Source organism: Enterobacter genomosp. O, assembly GCF_001022965.1.
In the GTDB taxonomy this organism is placed as follows: Bacteria; Pseudomonadota; Gammaproteobacteria; order Enterobacterales; family Enterobacteriaceae; genus Enterobacter; species Enterobacter cloacae_L.
In genome coordinates this window covers 54,387-71,508 of sequence record NZ_LECZ01000023.1, presented here as the reverse complement: position 1 = coordinate 71,508, position 17,122 = coordinate 54,387, and the positions used below count along the sequence as shown (strand labels likewise).

Annotated in this window: 20 protein-coding genes; 6 read left to right on the top strand and 14 right to left on the bottom strand. The window is 54.8% G+C overall.

The genetic code is table 11. The annotated features are described in order from the left end of the window. Positions 1-60 precede the first annotated feature (60 nt). Both ABR39_RS05730 and ABR39_RS05725 read left to right on the top strand, forming a co-directional pair. Entirely contained in the window at positions 61-885 is an 825-nt protein-coding gene (locus ABR39_RS05730; RefSeq protein ID WP_047346144.1) for an AraC family transcriptional regulator, read from the top strand. Positions 886-960: 75 nt separating this feature from the next. Further along, a complete protein-coding gene (locus tag ABR39_RS05725) occupies positions 961-1,926 on the top strand; it encodes a DMT family transporter (RefSeq protein WP_047346143.1) in 966 nt (321 codons plus the stop codon). A gap of 87 nt (positions 1,927-2,013) precedes the next feature. On the opposite strand, the gene ABR39_RS05720 is transcribed toward ABR39_RS05725, so the two are convergent. Further along, entirely contained in the window at positions 2,014-3,663 is a 1,650-nt protein-coding gene (locus ABR39_RS05720; RefSeq protein ID WP_047346142.1) for a methyl-accepting chemotaxis protein, read from the bottom strand. A 244-nt stretch (positions 3,664-3,907) separates the two neighbouring features. On the opposite strand from ABR39_RS05720, the gene ytfE reads away from it, so the two are divergent. Continuing rightward, positions 3,908-4,570 carry an iron-sulfur cluster repair protein YtfE gene (ytfE, locus tag ABR39_RS05715; protein WP_047346141.1) on the top strand — a complete coding sequence of 221 codons (663 nt, stop codon included), beginning with the start codon at positions 3,908-3,910 and terminating at the stop codon, positions 4,568-4,570. Between the two features lie 81 nt (positions 4,571-4,651). On the opposite strand, the gene cycA is transcribed toward ytfE, so the two are convergent. Both cycA and fklB read right to left on the bottom strand, forming a co-directional pair. Beyond that, a complete protein-coding gene (cycA, locus tag ABR39_RS05710; protein ID WP_024907315.1) occupies positions 4,652-6,061 on the bottom strand; it encodes a D-serine/D-alanine/glycine transporter in 1,410 nt (469 codons plus the stop codon). 311 nt (positions 6,062-6,372) lie between these two features. Further along, positions 6,373-6,993 (bottom strand): FKBP-type peptidyl-prolyl cis-trans isomerase, encoded by a 621-nt coding sequence (gene fklB / locus ABR39_RS05705; RefSeq protein WP_008502892.1) that lies wholly within the window; start codon positions 6,991-6,993, stop codon positions 6,373-6,375. Between the two features lie 233 nt (positions 6,994-7,226). Here fklB and ABR39_RS05700 point away from each other — a divergent pair, with 233 nt between their 5' ends. Then, complete coding sequence (locus tag ABR39_RS05700; protein WP_047346140.1) at positions 7,227-7,865, top strand: OapA family protein; 639 nt, start codon at positions 7,227-7,229, stop codon at positions 7,863-7,865. A gap of 43 nt (positions 7,866-7,908) precedes the next feature. Here ABR39_RS05700 and ABR39_RS05695 read toward each other — a convergent pair whose 3' ends face one another. The 5 genes from ABR39_RS05695 to rpsF all read right to left on the bottom strand — a co-directional run bounded on the left by ABR39_RS05695 (position 7,909) and on the right by rpsF (position 10,430). Continuing rightward, positions 7,909-8,838, bottom strand: coding sequence for a DMT family transporter (locus tag ABR39_RS05695; RefSeq protein ID WP_047346139.1), 930 nt, complete (start codon positions 8,836-8,838; stop codon positions 7,909-7,911). A gap of 152 nt (positions 8,839-8,990) precedes the next feature. Then, complete coding sequence (rplI, locus tag ABR39_RS05690; protein ID WP_047346138.1) at positions 8,991-9,440, bottom strand: 50S ribosomal protein L9; 450 nt, start codon at positions 9,438-9,440, stop codon at positions 8,991-8,993. A gap of 41 nt (positions 9,441-9,481) precedes the next feature. Then, the gene (gene rpsR, locus ABR39_RS05685; RefSeq protein ID WP_000135199.1) at positions 9,482-9,709 is read right to left on the bottom strand and encodes a 30S ribosomal protein S18; all 228 of its coding nucleotides are present in this window, start codon (positions 9,707-9,709) and stop codon (positions 9,482-9,484) included. Between the two features lie 4 nt (positions 9,710-9,713). Beyond that, positions 9,714-10,028, bottom strand: coding sequence for a primosomal replication protein N (priB, locus tag ABR39_RS05680; RefSeq protein WP_008502895.1), 315 nt, complete (start codon positions 10,026-10,028; stop codon positions 9,714-9,716). A 6-nt stretch (positions 10,029-10,034) separates the two neighbouring features. Continuing rightward, positions 10,035-10,430 carry a 30S ribosomal protein S6 gene (gene rpsF, locus ABR39_RS05675; protein ID WP_014068637.1) on the bottom strand — a complete coding sequence of 132 codons (396 nt, stop codon included), beginning with the start codon at positions 10,428-10,430 and terminating at the stop codon, positions 10,035-10,037. A gap of 340 nt (positions 10,431-10,770) precedes the next feature. Here rpsF and yjfY point away from each other — a divergent pair, with 340 nt between their 5' ends. Further along, positions 10,771-11,046 (top strand): DUF1471 family protein YjfY, encoded by a 276-nt coding sequence (gene yjfY / locus ABR39_RS05670; protein ID WP_047346137.1) that lies wholly within the window; start codon positions 10,771-10,773, stop codon positions 11,044-11,046. Between the two features lie 141 nt (positions 11,047-11,187). Here the strand turns inward: yjfY and ABR39_RS05665 are convergent, their stop codons facing one another. Genes ABR39_RS05665 through ulaA form a run of 6 tightly spaced genes read right to left on the bottom strand, consistent with a single transcriptional unit; the run spans position 11,188 to position 15,595 of the window. After that, on the bottom strand, positions 11,188-11,874 hold the full coding sequence (locus ABR39_RS05665) for an L-ribulose-5-phosphate 4-epimerase (protein ID WP_047346136.1): 687 nt from the start codon (positions 11,872-11,874) through the stop codon (positions 11,188-11,190). Next, positions 11,867-12,727 carry an L-ribulose-5-phosphate 3-epimerase gene (locus ABR39_RS05660; RefSeq protein WP_047346135.1) on the bottom strand — a complete coding sequence of 287 codons (861 nt, stop codon included), beginning with the start codon at positions 12,725-12,727 and terminating at the stop codon, positions 11,867-11,869. Before ABR39_RS05660 ends, ABR39_RS05665 begins: the two co-directional genes overlap by 8 nt. Before the next feature lie 9 nt (positions 12,728-12,736). Beyond that, on the bottom strand, positions 12,737-13,387 hold the full coding sequence (gene ulaD / locus ABR39_RS05655) for a 3-keto-L-gulonate-6-phosphate decarboxylase UlaD (protein WP_023345304.1): 651 nt from the start codon (positions 13,385-13,387) through the stop codon (positions 12,737-12,739). A 12-nt stretch (positions 13,388-13,399) separates the two neighbouring features. Continuing rightward, entirely contained in the window at positions 13,400-13,867 is a 468-nt protein-coding gene (gene ulaC, locus ABR39_RS05650; protein ID WP_047346134.1) for a PTS ascorbate transporter subunit IIA, read from the bottom strand. A 9-nt stretch (positions 13,868-13,876) separates the two neighbouring features. Continuing rightward, positions 13,877-14,182, bottom strand: coding sequence for a PTS ascorbate transporter subunit IIB (gene ulaB / locus ABR39_RS05645; protein WP_000218355.1), 306 nt, complete (start codon positions 14,180-14,182; stop codon positions 13,877-13,879). Between the two features lie 12 nt (positions 14,183-14,194). Then, positions 14,195-15,595: a PTS ascorbate transporter subunit IIC gene (gene ulaA, locus ABR39_RS05640; RefSeq protein WP_047346133.1), complete on the bottom strand. Its 1,401-nt coding sequence runs from the start codon at positions 15,593-15,595 to the stop codon at positions 14,195-14,197. A 358-nt stretch (positions 15,596-15,953) separates the two neighbouring features. On the opposite strand from ulaA, the gene ulaG reads away from it, so the two are divergent. Further along, entirely contained in the window at positions 15,954-17,018 is a 1,065-nt protein-coding gene (gene ulaG / locus ABR39_RS05635; RefSeq protein ID WP_047346132.1) for an L-ascorbate 6-phosphate lactonase, read from the top strand. Positions 17,019-17,122 lie beyond the last annotated feature (104 nt).

Here is a 17,122-nt window from a genome sequence, read left to right as displayed (position 1 = left end):
TTGTGGCATCCCCTCGGGTCATCTTTGATAATGAAGAGATGACCCACGAGGAGGCTCACCGTGCAAGGCGTACCGGAACAGTTCATTGATGAGAGAGACAGCGCGCGCTTTCGCCATCTGGCGCAGGTGCCGGGCATCGAGCTCTATCACGCGCATATTTCCCGCTATGCCTTTGAGCCTCACACTCACGAAGCGTTCGGTATCGGCACCATTGAAACCGGTGCCGAACGCTTTCACTATCGCGGCACCCAGCATCTCGCGCCTGAAAAATCCGTCGTGACCATGAACCCGGACGAGATCCATACCGGCGAGTCCGCCACCGAAGACGGCTGGCGCTACCGGATGGTTTATATCGAGCCCGACCTGCTGGAAGAGGTCACCGGCCTCCGGCACTGGTGGTTTAGCGATGTAACCCGTTATGACCCGCTGCGCTCGCAGCAAATCGGCAGGCTCATTTATGGTTTGTGGCACACGGACGATCCGCTGGCGCAAAAAGGGCTGCTGCTGGATCTGATTGAGACCTTCCAGCCGTTAGCCCGCCACGCGCCGGTCGTTAACGAAGGTGCGCATCGGTTCGAACGGGTACGCGAGTATCTGCACGATAACTATATGCACGCCCTGACGCTGGACGAGCTGGCAAGCGTCGTCTCGCTGAGCCCGTACCATTTCCAGCGCCAGTTCAAAGCCCATTTTCACGTGACGCCGCATCAGATGCTAATGGCCATCCGCCTGTGGCGCGCCAAAGCGTTTCTCACGCACGGCATGCCCGCAGCCGAGGTCGCTGCCGCGACCGGGCTGACCGACCAGTCGCATTTAACCCGCGCGTTTACCCGCCGCTACGGCATTACGCCCGTGCGCTACCAGAAGCAGGTCACCCGGCGCTAATGCGCAATCTCATACAATACGCGCCCCTTTCCCCCGCTTAGACTGAGCGCAACGTGAATCAATGTGGATGGAAAAATGATTAGTGGTGTGTTGTATGCCCTGCTGGCCGGGATGATGTGGGGACTGATTTTTGTCGGCCCGCTGATCGTGCCCGAGTATCCGGCAATACTGCAGTCGACCGGACGTTACCTGGCGCTGGGGCTGATTGCCCTGCCCCTGGCGTGGCTGGGACGCGCGCGCCTGCGCCAGCTCAGCCGTCGGGACTGGAGCACCGCGCTGGCGCTGACCATGATGGGCAATCTTATCTACTACGTTTGCCTCGCCAGCGCCATTCAGCGCACCGGCGCGCCGGTATCCACCATGATTATCGGCACGCTGCCGGTCGTTATCCCCGTCTTTGCGAACCTGCTCTACAGCCACCGCGACGGCAAACTGGCGTGGTCAAAAATGACGCCAGCGCTGATCTGCACCGCCGTGGGTCTGGTATGCGTCAATATCGCCGAGCTGCGTCATGGGCTGGTGGATTTTGACCTGTGGCGTTACGGTTCTGGCATTTTGCTGGCGTTCATTTCCGTGGCCTGTTGGGCCTGGTATGCCCTGCGCAATGCGCGCTGGCTGCGGGAGAACCCGGACAAGCATCCGATGATGTGGGCGACGGCGCAGGCGCTGGTCACGCTACCCGTCTCACTGGTGGGGTATGTCGGGGCGTGCATCTGGTTAGGCCATCAACAGCCCGACTTCGCCCAGCCCTTCGGGCCAAGACCGTGGGTGTTTATTGGCCTGATGGTGGCGATTGCGGTGCTGTGTTCATGGGTGGGCGCGCTGTGCTGGAACATTGCCAGCCAGAAGCTGCCAACGGTGATCTTAGGGCCGCTGATTGTCTTCGAAACCCTGGCCGGGCTGCTTTATACCTTCCTGATGCGCCAGAGCGTGCCGCCGCTGTTAACGGCCTGCGGGATTGCGTTGCTGGTGGTAGGGGTGGTGATGGCGGTAAGGGCGAAGCCGGAAAAACCGAGGGTCATTCCGGCGTCGGAGCTGTGATTTTTGCCGGGTGGCGGCTACGCCTTACCCGGCCTACGAGGAGCGGTATTGTAGGCCGGGTAAGCGTCAGCGCCACCCGGCATGATGTTAAAACGTTTCCCAGTTCGCTTCAGACGCAGCCGCTACGGGCTGCGCTTTAGGCACATAGGTTTTCACCGGAGCCGCCTTCACCGCCTGGTTGCGGGTGATTTTAAACACCGCCACCGCTTCGTTCAGGCGTGCAGCCTGATCTTCCAGCGCCGCCGCCGCGGCCGCAGACTCTTCAACCAGCGAGGCGTTCTGCTGGGTCACGCGGTCCATCTCGGCCACCGCCTGACCTACCTGATCGATACCGCGGCTCTGCTCGTCAGAGGCCGAGGCAATCTCACCCATGATGTCGGTAACGCGGGTAACCGCATTCACGATCTCTGCCATCGTGGCGCCGGCTTCGTTAACCAGCTGCGAACCCGCGTTTACGCGCTCGCCGGAGTCATCGATCAGCGCTTTGATCTCTTTCGCCGCCTGGGCGCTGCGCTGGGCAAGGGTACGCACTTCACCGGCCACGACCGCAAAGCCACGGCCCTGTTCGCCTGCACGCGCCGCTTCCACCGCCGCGTTCAGCGCCAGGATGTTAGTCTGGAAGGCAATCCCGTCGATCACGTTAGTAATTTGCGCGATTTTGCTGGAACTGGTGGCGATTTCATCCATCGTGCGCACTACGCCTTCGACCACATTTCCGCCCTTCTTCGCGGTTGAGGAGGCATCCAGCGCCAGACGCGAAGCCTGACGCGCGTTATCGGCGTTCTGCTTCACCGTTGCCGTCAGCTGTTCCATGCTGGCAGCCGTCTCTTCCAGAGAAGCGGCCTGCTGCTCGGTACGGGAAGAGAGATCGTTACTGCCGGCAGAAATTTCACCTGCACCGGTATAAATGGTATCTGCACCTTCCCGCACCACGCCCACGGTGTTCGCCAGCGAGGTTTGCATTTCCTGCACGTTGCGCGCCAGGATCGCCATTTCATTTTTACCGTCTGCCTGAATCGGCTGGGTTAAATCCCCTGCCGCAATGGCGCGGATATGGTTAATCACCTCTTCCAGAGGCAGCAGCAGCACGCGGCGCATGGCAATCCAGCTGGAGATAATCACCACAACCACCAGCAGCATGACCGCAGAGAGGATCCACAGGATGTGCTTGTAATCACTTTCATTATCCTGAATGCCTTTATCCGTGAGCGCGGCCTGGGCTTCACGCCATTCACGATAAACCGTCTGCATCGCGTTTTGCTTTTGTTCGGCATTCTGCTTGAACATATCTTCCAGATTGCCCTGGCCCAGCAGAACGTTCATTTGCGTCAGCGTGGAAGAGTATATGCGGTACTGCTCTTCGAGCCGGTTAGCCAGGTTCTCATCCAGCCCTGGGGTATTTGGCAACGCATAATATTTATCGTAATGAACCTGGGCTTCAGCCAGCAGGTTTTTCGCCGTGGTCACCAGCTCGTTCAGCTGGCCGCCGTTAATTTGAGAGGCCATGCTGCTTTGCAGACGCAGCATCCCGCGGTTCAGGGTGACGCGCGCCTGGTTCAGACTGATCCACGCATCGGTAAACTCCGCCACGTTCTTGCTGGAGAGCTGCGACACGGTGAAGTTGTCTTTATCGTTATTCAGCGCGTTGATAAAGATACCGGCGGAAATCACTTGCATGATGCCGAGCACAAGCAGCACCGAAATAAGAAGGGTAATGACTTTTATACGTTTAAACATGCGTAGCCTTTGTTATATGCAGGTTTGTCTGACGTGGATATATCGGCAGGCGCGGCGGGTTGTTTACTGTTTCTACACCTTTAAAAAGTTTCTAAACCATTTTCCTGAGCCCATTCAGGGAGTTAAAAAGGCTATTTTTTTGTGATCTGCATCTCATTTTTACCCTTCCCTCTAAAGGGGTATAGCGTCGCCTTAAAGATGCATTTAATATGCAACTTATATTATTGATGACGAGGTAACTGATATGGCCTTTCGCGACCAACCCCTCGGCGAGCTGGCGCTCTCCATTCCTCGCGCTTCTGCGCTGTTCCGTAAATACGATATGGATTACTGCTGCGGCGGTAAGCAAACTCTGGCACGTGCGGCTTCCCGCAAGGAGCTGGACGTTGAGGTGATTGAAGCAGAGCTGGCGGAGCTGGCCCAACAACCTGTCGATAAAGACTGGCGAACCGCCCCGCTCGCGGAAATCATTGACCATATCATCGTGCGTTACCATGACCGCCACCGTGAACAGCTGCCGGAGCTGATCCTGCAGGCAACCAAAGTGGAGCGCGTGCACGCCGACAAACCTTCCGTACCGCGCGGTCTGGCGAAATACCTGACGATGCTGCACGAAGAGCTTTCCAGCCACATGATGAAAGAAGAGCAGATCCTCTTCCCGATGATCAAACAGGGAATGGGTAGCCAGGCAATGGGGCCAATCAGCGTGATGGAAAGCGAACATGATGACGCCGGCGAGCTGCTGGAAGTGATCAAACACACCACCAACAACGTCACGCCGCCGCCAGAAGCGTGCACAACGTGGAAAGCGATGTACAACGGCATTAACGAAACGATTGACGACCTGATGGAACACATCAGTCTTGAGAACAACGTTCTGTTCCCGCGGGCATTAGCCGGGGAATAGCCTGATGCCCTCACCCCGGCCCTCTCCCACGGGGAGAGGGTGCAAAAACTAAAAACGGCAACCGAAGTTGCCGTTTTGCTTTTACCTTACGCCTGCCATACGTTTCTTACCGATAAACACCCAGCCCAGCCCCAGCGCGATAAACCACAGCGGCGTGACGATCAATGCCTGACGGGTATCATCTTCCAGCGTCAGCAGAACCAGCACGAATACGAAGAACGCCATGCACACCCAGCACATAAGCTTACCCAGCGGCATCTTGTAGATCGATTTTTCATGCAGGTGTGGGCGCTGCTTGCGATACACCAGATATGAACACAGGATGATGGTCCAGACGAACATAAACAGGATCGCAGAGACCGTGGTAATCATGGTAAACGCGCCAATCACGCTTGGGTTCACGTAGAGCATTACCACGCCGCCCAGCAGGCACATGCAGGAGAAGGTCAAACCTTTCGCCGGTACGGCACGCTTAGACAGCTTCGCGAACGCGCTCGGCGCCACGCCTTCCTGCGCCAGACCAAACAGCATACGGCTGGTTGAGAACACACCGCTGTTGGCAGATGAAGCCGCAGAGGTCAGCACCACGAAGTTAATCAGGCTCGCGGCGGCAGGCAGGCCTACCAGCACGAACAGTTCAACGAACGGGCTCTTGGTTGGCACCACGGAACTCCACGGCGTCACGGACATAATGATGACCAGTGCGAAGACGTAGAACATGATGATACGAACCGGAATGGAGTTAATAGCGCGCGGGAGAGACTTCTCGGGATCTTTGGTCTCTGCTGCCGTGGTTCCCACCAGCTCAATCCCCACGAAAGCAAACACCGCAATCTGGAAGCCGGCAAAGAAGCCGCTGATGCCTTTCGGGAACCAGCCACCGTCATTCCACAGATGAGTAAACGAGGCCTGAACGCCCGTTGGCGACTGGAAGTGAGTAAGAACCATCACCAGACCCACAACGATGAGCCCGACAATCGCCACGATTTTAATCATCGCGAACCAGAACTCCATCTCACCGAACATTTTAACGGTGGCAAGGTTCAGGCTCAGCAGCAGAACAATGACCGCCAGCGAAGCCACCCAGTCCGACAGCCCCGGGAACCAGAACTGCGCGTAAGCCGTAATCGCCACGACATCCGCCATACCGGTCACGACCCAGCAGAACCAGTAGGTCCAGCCGGTAAAATAGCCCGCCCATGGCCCGAGCAGGTCTGAAGCAAAGTCGCTGAAGGATTTGTATTCGAGATTCGAGAGCAGCAATTCACCCATTGCACGCATCACGAAGAACAGCATAAAGCCGATAATCATATAAACGAATATGATTGACGGCCCGGCCAGACTAATGGTTTTGCCTGACCCCATAAACAGCCCGGTACCGATGGCACCCCCAATGGCGATGAGCTGAATATGGCGGTTTGTGAGATTGCGCCGTAGCGACTGTTCAGACGACGCCTCTTCGTCGGCGACGACTTTGACCTGATCTACCATGTGATATTTTCCTGTTTATGCCTGTCTGTGTTGTTAAGGCTCTTCTGGCCTTTAAATACGTCAAAGGATGACGTTCCCTTGTAAGGGCTAATCGATATTAGGTAAGAATCGGCGGGATGAATACTATGATTTAGATATTATGTTAACAATATGTTGAAAGTGAGTGTCATATCACTCATACAGCGCGAAACAGCTCACAAAAATACACGCAACGGTTTCGTTTGCAAGATAAAATGTTGATTACATCGTAACTATAGGTTTTAACACTATTTTCCTCTCCCCAACCGGGAAGAGGAAATAAGAAAAGTCGATTACAGAATTTCCAGCAGTTCGACTTCAAACACCAGGGTGCTGAATGGCGGGATGGACGCGCCAGCGCCACGTTCGCCGTATGCCAGGTTATGTGGGATAGTCAGTTCCCATTTGGAACCCACTGGCATCAGGGTCAGCGCTTCGATCCAACCCGCGATAACGCCATTCACCGGGAATTCAGCCGGCTCGCCGCGTGCCACGGAGCTGTCGAAGACGGTACCGTCGATAAGCTTGCCGGTATAGTGTACGCGAACGTGATCGGTACGCGCCGGGATTGCGCCGTCGCCCTGGTTGATCACGCGGAACTGCAGGCCGGACTCGGTGCTGTTCACGCCTTCACGCTCACGGTTCTCTTCCAGATATTTCACGCCTTCGGCTGCCATCTCTTCAAAGCGCGCACGACGCACGGCGTCAGCACGTTCGTGGATTTCACGCAGCGCGCGGTGCACAACGTCGACCGGAACGGCAGGCTGTTTGCCTTCCAGCGCGTCAGCGATACCCGCCACCAGCGCTTCTGGTAACAGACCTTCCAGGCCGGATTCGCTCAGCTGCTGTCCTACCTGCAAGCCGATACCGTAACTTGCCTGCGCTTCGATAGTGTCAAAAGTCGGGGTGGTCATGGGTTTTCCTTCCATCACATTTAAAGTAGCGGGCAGCATATCAGCCATGCCCTTATGGGTAAAACTTTGTCTGAAGTTAAGGTGACAAACCGCGACGAAACAGAAACAATAGAGATAACCAGGATTAATCCCGAACTGATGTCACGGATGTCGGGTTTACTACGCCGTTCAGGCAGTTAGCAAACTATACTTCGGAGCACAGGATAAAAAATACGCGGAGCAGGAGGAGTGCCATGCCCGGGCGATTTGAACTGAAACCTACCCTGGCGAAAATCTGGCAGGCGCCGGACAATTTTCGCATCATGGATCCGCTGCCTCCTTTGCATCGCAGAGGGATCATCATTGGCGCGCTGATGGTGATCGTGGGCTTCCTGCTTCCTTCCGGGGGCGATGATGTTGATACCGCGCCCGTCACCCGCAACGCTCAGCTGGACATTCAGTCGCAAACGCGGCCGCAGCCTGACGCACAGCCGATGCAGACGCAGCTCGTCGCCCCGTCTAACGATCCGGGTCAGGTCGCGCCTGTTGAGCCAGAGCCCGTTCAGGAAGAACAGCCGCAGGAGCAGGCCACCGCTGAGCCACAGACGCAGCAGCCCACCGGCATTGAGCAACAGTGGCGTTCCTATCGCGTAGAGCCGGGCAAAACCCTGGCACAGCTGTTCCGCGACCATAACCTGCCGCCGACCGACGTATATGCTATGGCGAAAGTGGAAGGCGCGGGTAAGCCGCTCAGTAACTTGCAGAATGGTCAGATGGTGCAGATTCGCCAGAATGCCAGCGGTGTGGTGACCGGCTTAACGATTGATACAGGCAATGGTCAACAGGTGCTGTTTACCCGTCAGACCGACGGCAGTTTTATTCGCGCACGCTAGTTCTGTAGGCCGGGTAGCGTAGCCGCCACCCGGCACACTTTTCTCAGGCACTCCGCTTATTCACCCACCAGATCCCCGAACAGACCAATACCAGCGCAATCGCATATTTGATATCCAGAATATTTTCCCCGAGGAAAATGGCGGATAATACTGTGCCTGCCACCGGCACAACGAAGTTAAACGGCGCAATCATACTGACGCGGTTTACTTTCAGCAGCACGCTCCACAGCGCAAAGGCTACGGATGAGAGCAGCGTCAGATACCCCAGCACGGCGATGGCCTTCATACTGTGCACTTCCAACGTTCCGCCTGTCGCATATCCGCCCCCCACCAACACCAGTCCACCGATAGCCAGCTGCCAGCCCGTCATAACCGTGGGGTCGACGGTCTGGGAGATGCGTTTTCCGTAAAGCGTGGCAGCGGAGAGAATAAAAGCAGCCAGCACCACAAACCCGTCACCATTCCAGACAAACTGGAAATCGCTTAACCCGCTGTGGAAGTTCACCAACATCACCCCGGAAAACCCGAGAATACAGCCCAGCGTTTTGTTATAGCTGAGTTTGTCGTTGTGGTAGATAAAGTGCGCCAACAGCACGCTGAAGAAGGTTCCAGTGGCGTTCATGATTGAACCATTCACTCCCGTCGTGTAGGCCAGGCCTATATAGAAGAAAGTGTACTGAATAGTCGTCTGGGTCAGGCCGAGGATGGTGAGCTGGCCAAACTGCGTGGGCGTAAGCCTGCCAATCGGTTTTCGCTGGGCCAATGCAAACAGCAGCAGCAACACACCGGCAAACAGGAAACGGTATCCGGCAAACACCACTTTCGATGGAATATCATCGGTTGCGATCTGGAAAAGCTCATAACCACTTTTAATGGCCGGGTAGGAGCTACCCCAGAGCAGACAGCAGAGCGTGGCGCAGGCATAGGCCACATTTCGGCGAGCAAAGACAGGCGTGGGCAGAGCGGTATCCATGACAAATCTCATAAATAAAATTGCGTTTCAATTTATTATCAGAGAATGCGACAGGAATAGCTACCATACAAGAAGAAATGATGAATTGTGGCCCCCCAGAAAAGCAAAACGCCGGCACAAGGCCGGCGCTTCGACGTGAGCAGAGTAAAAAATTACTCAGCTACTACGTTAACAACCAGTTTAGCGAACACTTCGCTGTGAACCTGGAAGTCAACTTCGTGCTCACCAGTGGTACGCAGAACGCCGTTCGGCAGACGAACTTCGCTCTTAGCCACTTTAACGCCTGCTGCAGAAACTGCATCAGCGATATCGCGGGTACCGATGGAACCGAACAGTTTACCTTCGTCGCCAGCTTTGGAAGCGATGGTAACAGTGCCCAGTGCGTTGATTGACTCAGCGCGAGCATTAGCAGCCGCCAGAACGTCAGCCAGTTTGGCTTCCAGTTCAGCGCGACGTGCTTCGAAAAACTCTACGTTTTTCTTGGTAGCTGGAACAGCTTTACCCTGTGGAACCAGGAAGTTACGAGCGTAGCCCGCTTTAACGTTTACCTGATCACCCAGGCTGCCCAGGTTTGCTACTTTATCAAGCAGAATAACTTGCATTACCTTATCCTCTTAAAGTCGTATTAATGGACCGTGCCCGATTACTGATGACGATCAGTGTACGGCAGCAGGGACAGGTAGCGAGCGCGTTTGATAGCGCGAGCCAGCTGACGCTGGTATTTTGCACGAGTACCGGTGATACGGCTTGGGACAATCTTACCGCTTTCGGTGATGTAGTTTTTCAGCGTTGCGATATCTTTATAGTCGATCTCTTGAACGCCTTCCGCGGTGAAACGGCAGAACTTGCGACGACGGAAATAACGTGCCATATGGCTAGTCTCCAGAATCTATCAAATCAATCTGCTCGGCATGCAGAACCATTTTGCTCAGGCCGTTCTTTGCCTTGTGGCAAGAAATGAACCCCTGAACGATTACTGCGCTACCGACCGTTAAACTGTGAGTAATGGCCTGGTTTTCGTGTCCGCTAATAATAACGGGCATTTGGCACCACGCCTGCCGGTGAAAACCGGCTTCCTCTTGCACAGAACGATGCTCAAGCACGAACTGGCAATGCGGAATTCCTGATGGACTGACCTTTCGAAGGGGAGCCCTGCATACGATGCCGGACAACGCCAGACGGTTGGTCATCAGAAATTACTCTTCAGAATCCCCAGCATCAGAATCATCTGCGGTTTCGTTTGCGAAATCATCGCGACGCTCACGGCGCTCGTCTTTCGCTTTAACCATCGGAGATGCTTCGGTAACTGCGTTTTTGGTACGCATAACCATGCTGCGGATAACGGCATCGTTGAAGCGGAAGGTAGTTTCCAGCTCATCGATCACTTCCTGCGGAGCTTCAACGTTCATCAGAACGTAGTGTGCTTTGTGCAGTTTGTTGATCGGGTAAGCCAGCTGACGGCGGCCCCAGTCTTCCAGACGGTGGATCGTACCTTCTGCACCAGTGATGGCAGCAGAGTAACGCTCGATCATACCCGGAACCTGTTCGCTCTGGTCAGGATGGACCATAAAAACGATTTCGTAATGACGCATCGAATTGCTCCTTACGGATTATTCAGCCTCCTGTCTGGGTCAGCCGAGGCCCGGGGAGGCAAGGAACGTGTTAAAGGTCGGCTGAAAAATTGACGCGTCATAATACTTGCGCGCCCCAGGAAACTCAAGCTGATTGCGCAAATAATTCGCACAAAGCGCGAAGCGGGTCTAAGTGGGTGATTTAAAATTAATCGCATCAGGAAGCGTTGTTTTTTTGAACAACTGCATCAGAAATGGTCACGCATCCTCGCCGGAGGAGTGGTTACACTTTAATCAGAGACCACCTGAATTCAAGAAGGAGCATCCCCCTCTCACAGCACGCAGTCGTGGAGCGCATATCATGAAAAAAATCGCATTAGCCGTAATGGCGGCGCTTTTGCTCAGTGCAAACGCGATGGCAGCCATCAAAATAGACGGCCGGCAGGCCAGAAACATGGATGATGTGCAAAGCTTGGGCGTCATTTACATCAATCATAATTTCGCCACGGAAAGTGAAGCAGATCAGGCACTAAACGAAGAAACCGATGCGCAGGGCGCAACCTATTACCACGTGATGTTAACCCGTGAGCCCGGCAGCAACGGCAACATGCACGCCAGTGCAGATATTTACCGATAACGCTTTAACGCTAGCACCAGGAAAGCCAACAACGAGAACATAGCCATAGTTTACGTTGCCCCCTGCCCGGGGGCTTTTTTTTATGAATGGCTCCGGAATACCACCGGTTACAACTGTTTTTCGGTATTCCAGAGCACTTACTCACTTCTGCCCGTAGTAGGCATTCGGGCCGTGCTTGCGCATGAAATGCTTGTTCATCAGGTAATCGTCAATACCCTGAAGCTGTGGGTTGATGCCGCGAGCAATCCACGCCATTCGCGCCACTTCCTCCATGACGACCGCATTATGGACGGCGTCGTGGGCATCTTTTCCCCAGCAGAACGGACCGTGCTGATAGACCACAATACCCGGCGTATGCAGCGGCTCCTTCTCTCCCAGCGTTTCGATAATCACCTTCCCGGTGTTGAGCTCGTATTCACCTTCCACTTCATCCTGCGTTAACGCGCGCGTGCAGGGGATGTCGCCGAAGAAGTAGTCCGCATGGGTCGTACCCAGCGCCGGAATAGCCAGCCCAGCCTGCGCCCAGGCCGTAGCATGGGTTGAGTGGGTATGCACGACCCCACCAAGCGACGGATAACGCCGATACATCGCCAGGTGAGTCGCGGTATCCGACGAAGGCCGCCATTTACCCTCGACAACGTTACCTTCCAGATCCACCACCACCATATCGTCTGCTTTCATGGTGTCATACGCCACACCGCTGGGCTTAATGACGATGAGGCCCTGCTCGCGATCGATAGCGCTGACGTTACCCCAGGTAAATGTCACCAGGCCATAACGAGGAAGATCCATGTTGGCCTCAAAGACCTGCTGCTTGAGCTTAAGCATGTTCAGCCTCCAGCAACCCCGCCCGTGCCATGCGCTCACGCACCCAGTCCCGCGCGTTTGCCACTTCCGCGGCCGGGTCGTCCGACGTTTCACTCCACATCTCAATCAGGTAAGGTCCGCAATACCCTGTCTGCTTGAGCGTCTGGAAGCACCGTTCGAAATCCACCACCCCGGTGCCGAACGGAACATTTTTGAAAACGCCAGGGCGGGTGTCTTTGACGTGAACCGCCACGATATGCCCGACGCCCGCCTGCAGTTCCATCTGCACGTCGTTATCCCATGCGGAAAGGTTGCCGATATCGGGATAAAGCTGGAACCATGGATTATTGAGATAGTGCGCGTAGCCCAGCGCCTTACTGATGGAGTTCATCAACGGGTAGTCCATGATCTCCATCGCCAGCGTCACCTGCGCGCGGCTTGCCATCTCAACGCTCTCTTTCAGGCCGTCACGGAAGCGCCGACGCGTTTCATCATTGGCTTCCTGATAGTAGACGTCATAACCCGCCAGCTGAATCACGCGGATACCGACATCCTGGGCAAAGCGAATGGCTTTACGCATAATCTCCAGCCCCTGCGCACGCACGGCATCATCTTCACTCCCAAGAGGAAAACGGCGATGGGCGCTGAGGCACATGGAGGGCACTCGCACGCCCGTTTCAGCGATAGCGCTCACCAGCGCCAGACGTTGCTCCCGGCTCCAGTCGAGGCGAGAGAGGCGCTCGTCCGTCTCATCCACTGACATTTCGACAAAATCGAAACCCAGTTCTTTTGCCAGCTGCAGCCGCTCCAGCCAGCACTCCCCCGCAGGGAGTGCCTTTTCATAGATGCCAAGCGGGACCTGTTTTGACAACATACCCGCCCCTTAGCCCCAAAGCTGAGCGATAGAGCGTTTGAACTGACGCGCCGCTTCCACCGGAGACGCCGCATCACGAATGCTACGACCGGCAATAAAGACATGGATTGGAATGCCTTTAAACAGTGGCAGATCTTCCAGCGCCAGGCCGCCGGTGACGGTTACCTTAAAGCCCATATCCGCCAGACGCTTAATCGCGCTGATATCCGCGTCACCCCATGCCACGCCAGCCGCCTGCGCATCACGGCTGCGGTGATAAACCACCTGCTGGATACCTGCGTCACGCCACTCCTGCGCCTGCTCCCAGGTCCAGAAGCCGGTCAGCTCAATTTGCACGTCGCCGTTGAACTCTTTCGCCACGTCCAGTGCGCCTTTCGCGGTGTTGATATCTGCACAGCAGATCACGGTGACCCAGTCGGCGTTGGCTTCGAAGCACATGCGAGAGAGAATTTTGCCTGCGTCAGCAATTTTAGCATCCGCCAGCACGATTTTATGTGGGTAGAGGGCCTTCAGGTCACGAACGGCGCGAACGCCCTCGCCGACGCACAGAATGGTGCCCACTTCGATGATGTCGACTTCTTCCGCAATCAGGCGAGTCGTTTCGTAGGCGTGAGACAACGTCTGATTATCGAGCGCAACCTGCAACATAGGTAATGACATTTTCAATTCCTCTTAGACTGCCGCCGCAGTAGCGGTATCAATTAAATCCAGCACTTCCTGCTCGGTGCGGCAGGCGCGTAAACGGTCAAAATTGGCTTCATCATCAAACAGATTGACGATCTGCATGATGCCCACCTCCTGGTGGGTGTTGGCATCAACGGCCGCCATGGTGATCAGGATATCGACCGGGTCGTTATCTTCGTGGTTAAACACCAGCGGCGTTTTCAGCGTCACCAGCGCAAAGCCGGTTTTCTTCACGCCCTCTTCCGGGCGGCCATGCGGCATGGCCAAGCCCGGAGCAATGACAAAGTAAGGACCGTGCTGCGCGACGCCATCAAGAATGGCCTGGTAGTAACGCGGCTCGACCACGTCAGCCTTGACCAGTAAATCCACGCTCAGCTTTACCGCTTCCTGCCAGGTGCTGGCCTCAGCCTGTAAAAGGATGGAGTTATTCTCTGCCAGCGAATCACGTAGTTTCATATGGCGTCCTTACTTCACGTCTTGTGGGAAGTGTTCTTTGATCACTTCCAGCAGCTTGGGACCGAAATCCGCAGGCGACAGCATGTTGCGTACCCCCACGACATATTTATTGCCCGTCACGGTGATTTCACCGGCGATATGGGTAGAGGCAATGATGATGTCCGCGCCGTTCAGCTCGCTTTTATATTCACCCACTGCGCAGCTGTTCACCGTGTGATCGATGTTTGACTGGGTTAAAAACTGGTCCACTTTCATCTTCATGATCATGGAGCTACCTTGCCCATTGCCACAGACAGCCAGGATACGTACGGTCATAATCGAAACTCCTTAATGAGCAGAAACTTCTGCTGTTTGTTTTTCCGCATCTTCTTCAGCGCGCAGCGTGCGGCCCGCGAAGAACATATAAGCCAGAGCAATCAGGATGATGACGGCCATAAAGATCAGTCCGACGGAGGCGAAGCCCTGCATCATCGGTGGTGCCAGAATTGACCAGTCCGCCATGCCCATCCAGGCGCTCATACCGGTGAGCTTGACCGCCCACACACACCCGAAGATTTCAACCATGCCCATCACCAGGCAAATCTTGAGCGCCGCGCGCCAACCGCCAAAATGGTTCGCGAAGACGCCGATGGTGGCGTTGGAGAAGAACATCGGGATAAAGCCAGGAATGATCAGAATGGACGAGCCGCAGCCCACCAGAATGCCCACTGCAATCAGTTGGCCGATGGTGCCCCACATAAAGCCCCAGACCACCGCGTTTGGCGCGAAGCTGTAGATTGCGGCACAGTCGATGGCCAGAACCGCGCCGGGAATCAGGCGCTGGGAGATGCCGTTGAAAGCTTCTGACAGCTCGGCAACGAACATGCGCACGCCCTGAGTAATAATGAAAATCGCCACCGCGAAGGAGAAACCGGTCTGCAGGATATAAACCGTCCAGTGGGTTTTCCCCGCCATCGCCTGCACCACGTCAATACCGAAGGAGAGCAGGATGGCACCGAAGAAAATGGTCATCACAATGGCGGTTGAAACGATGTTGTCGTGGAAGATATTCAGCCAGCCGGGCAGCTTAAGGTCTTCAACGCTCTCTTCTTTTTTACCCAGATACGGTGCGACTTTGTAGGCAATCCAGGAGGCGAACTGCTGCTGGTGGCCGATGGAGAAGCCGCAGCCGTCGGTCACTTCCTGCGTTGGCTTGTACATCATGTTGGAGGTGATTCCCCAGTAGAGCGATACCAGCACCGCGGTGCAGATAATCGTGGTCCACATGGGGTAGCCGAAGATATAGAGAGAAACCGCGATAAGCCCCGCCTGCTGGAACATGATGTGTCCCGTCAGCATGATGGTGCGAATACCGGTAATGCGGCGCAGTAGAACGTAGATGATGTTCAGCGCCAGGGCGAGCAGAACCGCGTAACCCACCCAGCTATAGGCATCTCCCATGCGATCGATGGTGGCCATCATTGAGGCGTAGGTGTCAGAGATGGCACCGTTGATGCCATACACTTCCGACATTTTGGCCACGACCGGCTTGAACGTGCTGGTCAGGATGCCTGACCCCGCCTGTAATAGCATGAAACCGATGATGGTCTTAATCGTGCCTTTGATAATCACGCTCACGCTTTTGCGCAGCAGGATATAGCCCAGGCACGTCACAATCCCCAGCAACAGCGGGGCGTTAGTCATTACCTGATTGAAGAACACGGTAAAGACGTTGTAGAGGATCTCCATAACTCTCTCCAGAAATGAGAACACGAGGGGCAATCCCTGTGTGGTTGGTGCCACCACTCTATTAATCACAAATAATCACCACAAGATTGGATTTGATTATTTGTGACGTATCACGCAATTTATTTCCATGGTGTTAGTAATGATTTTCACTACCGCATGATAAAAATGAATTACTCCTTATTATTCATACAATTAATCTTTAATACACAATGATCTAACAAGGGGATAGCGGATAATCCGTGAAGTCGAACAGATAAAATTCCGCATTTTAGCCATTGCAAAGCGCATCAAATGGTGCCAGCATTAATCACAGCAAATCACCAAATGATTACTTTTGATTAAACCAGGAGCCAAAACGATGAGTAAAGTAAACACCATCACCCGTGAATCATGGATTCTGAGCACCTTCCCGGAATGGGGTAGCTGGCTGAATGAAGAGATCGAGCAAGAAAAGGTTGCTCCTGGTACCTTTGCCATGTGGTGGCTGGGCTGCACCGGCATCTGGCTGAAATCTGAGGGTGGCGCGAATATCTGCGTCGATTTCTGGTGCGGCACGGGCAAACAGAGCCACGGCAACCCGCTGATGAAAAAAGGCCATCAGATGCAGCGCATGGCAGGCGTAGAAAAACTGCAGCCAAACCTGCGAACGACGCCTTTTGTGCTTGATCCATTTGCTATTCGTCAGATCGATGCCGTTCTCTCCACTCACGATCACAACGATCATATCGACGTGAACGTGGCGGCAGCGGTCATGCAAAACTGCGCTGAGGATGTGCCGTTTATCGGGCCACAGACCTGCGTGGATCTCTGGATTGGCTGGGGTGTGCCGAAAGAGCGCTGCATCGTGATGAAGCCTGGCGACGTGGTGAAAATCAAGGATATTGAAATTCACGCGCTGGATGCCTTTGACCGTACGGCATTAATCACCCTGCCAGCCGACCAGAAAGCCGCTGGCGTATTGCCGGACGGTATGGATGAGCGTGCGGTGAACTACCTGTTTAAAACCCCTGGCGGTTCCCTGTACCACAGCGGTGACTCTCACTACTCCAACTACTACGCGAAGCACGGCAACGAGCATCAGATTGACGTAGCGTTGGGCTCCTACGGCGAGAACCCGCGCGGCATTACTGACAAGATGACCAGCGCCGATATGCTGCGCATGGCGGAAGCATTGAACACCAAAGTGGTGATCCCGTTCCACCACGATATCTGGTCAAACTTCCAGGCCGACCCGCAGGAAATCCGCGTGCTGTGGGAGATGAAAAAAGATCGCCTGAAGTACGGCTTCAAGCCGTTTATCTGGCAGGTCGGCGGCAAGTTCACCTGGCCGCTGGATAAAGACAATTTCGAATATCACTATCCACGTGGTTTCGATGATTGCTTCACCATTGAGCCAGATCTGCCGTTCAAGTCCTTCCTCTGATTGTGCAACCACATCGCCAGACGGATGTCTGGCGATGTCATATTTCTTTTAGTAATTTCACGCTATTTCAAATATCATCTTTTCAAATCAATTCTTATCGGAAT

Coding starts and splice junctions, on each gene's coding strand:
- rpsF (WP_014068637.1), bottom strand. CDS start 10,430: ATGCGTCATTACGAAATCGTTTTTATGGTCCATCCTGACCAGAGCGAA.
- ABR39_RS05725 (WP_047346143.1), top strand. CDS start 961: ATGATTAGTGGTGTGTTGTATGCCCTGCTGGCCGGGATGATGTGGGGA.
- ulaC (WP_047346134.1), bottom strand. CDS start 13,867: ATGAAACTACGTGATTCGCTGGCAGAGAATAACTCCATCCTTTTACAG.
- rpsR (WP_000135199.1), bottom strand. CDS start 9,709: ATGGCACGTTATTTCCGTCGTCGCAAGTTCTGCCGTTTCACCGCGGAA.
- rplI (WP_047346138.1), bottom strand. CDS start 9,440: ATGCAAGTTATTCTGCTTGATAAAGTAGCAAACCTGGGCAGCCTGGGT.
- ABR39_RS05665 (WP_047346136.1), bottom strand. CDS start 11,874: ATGCTTAAGCTCAAGCAGCAGGTCTTTGAGGCCAACATGGATCTTCCT.
- ABR39_RS05660 (WP_047346135.1), bottom strand. CDS start 12,727: ATGTTGTCAAAACAGGTCCCGCTTGGCATCTATGAAAAGGCACTCCCT.
- ulaG (WP_047346132.1), top strand. CDS start 15,954: ATGAGTAAAGTAAACACCATCACCCGTGAATCATGGATTCTGAGCACC.
- fklB (WP_008502892.1), bottom strand. CDS start 6,993: ATGACCACCCCGACTTTTGACACTATCGAAGCGCAGGCAAGTTACGGT.
- ulaA (WP_047346133.1), bottom strand. CDS start 15,595: ATGGAGATCCTCTACAACGTCTTTACCGTGTTCTTCAATCAGGTAATG.
- ABR39_RS05700 (WP_047346140.1), top strand. CDS start 7,227: ATGCCCGGGCGATTTGAACTGAAACCTACCCTGGCGAAAATCTGGCAG.
- ulaD (WP_023345304.1), bottom strand. CDS start 13,387: ATGTCATTACCTATGTTGCAGGTTGCGCTCGATAATCAGACGTTGTCT.
- ytfE (WP_047346141.1), top strand. CDS start 3,908: ATGGCCTTTCGCGACCAACCCCTCGGCGAGCTGGCGCTCTCCATTCCT.
- priB (WP_008502895.1), bottom strand. CDS start 10,028: ATGACCAACCGTCTGGCGTTGTCCGGCATCGTATGCAGGGCTCCCCTT.
- ulaB (WP_000218355.1), bottom strand. CDS start 14,182: ATGACCGTACGTATCCTGGCTGTCTGTGGCAATGGGCAAGGTAGCTCC.
- ABR39_RS05720 (WP_047346142.1), bottom strand. CDS start 3,663: ATGTTTAAACGTATAAAAGTCATTACCCTTCTTATTTCGGTGCTGCTT.
- yjfY (WP_047346137.1), top strand. CDS start 10,771: ATGAAAAAAATCGCATTAGCCGTAATGGCGGCGCTTTTGCTCAGTGCA.
- ABR39_RS05695 (WP_047346139.1), bottom strand. CDS start 8,838: ATGGATACCGCTCTGCCCACGCCTGTCTTTGCTCGCCGAAATGTGGCC.
- cycA (WP_024907315.1), bottom strand. CDS start 6,061: ATGGTAGATCAGGTCAAAGTCGTCGCCGACGAAGAGGCGTCGTCTGAA.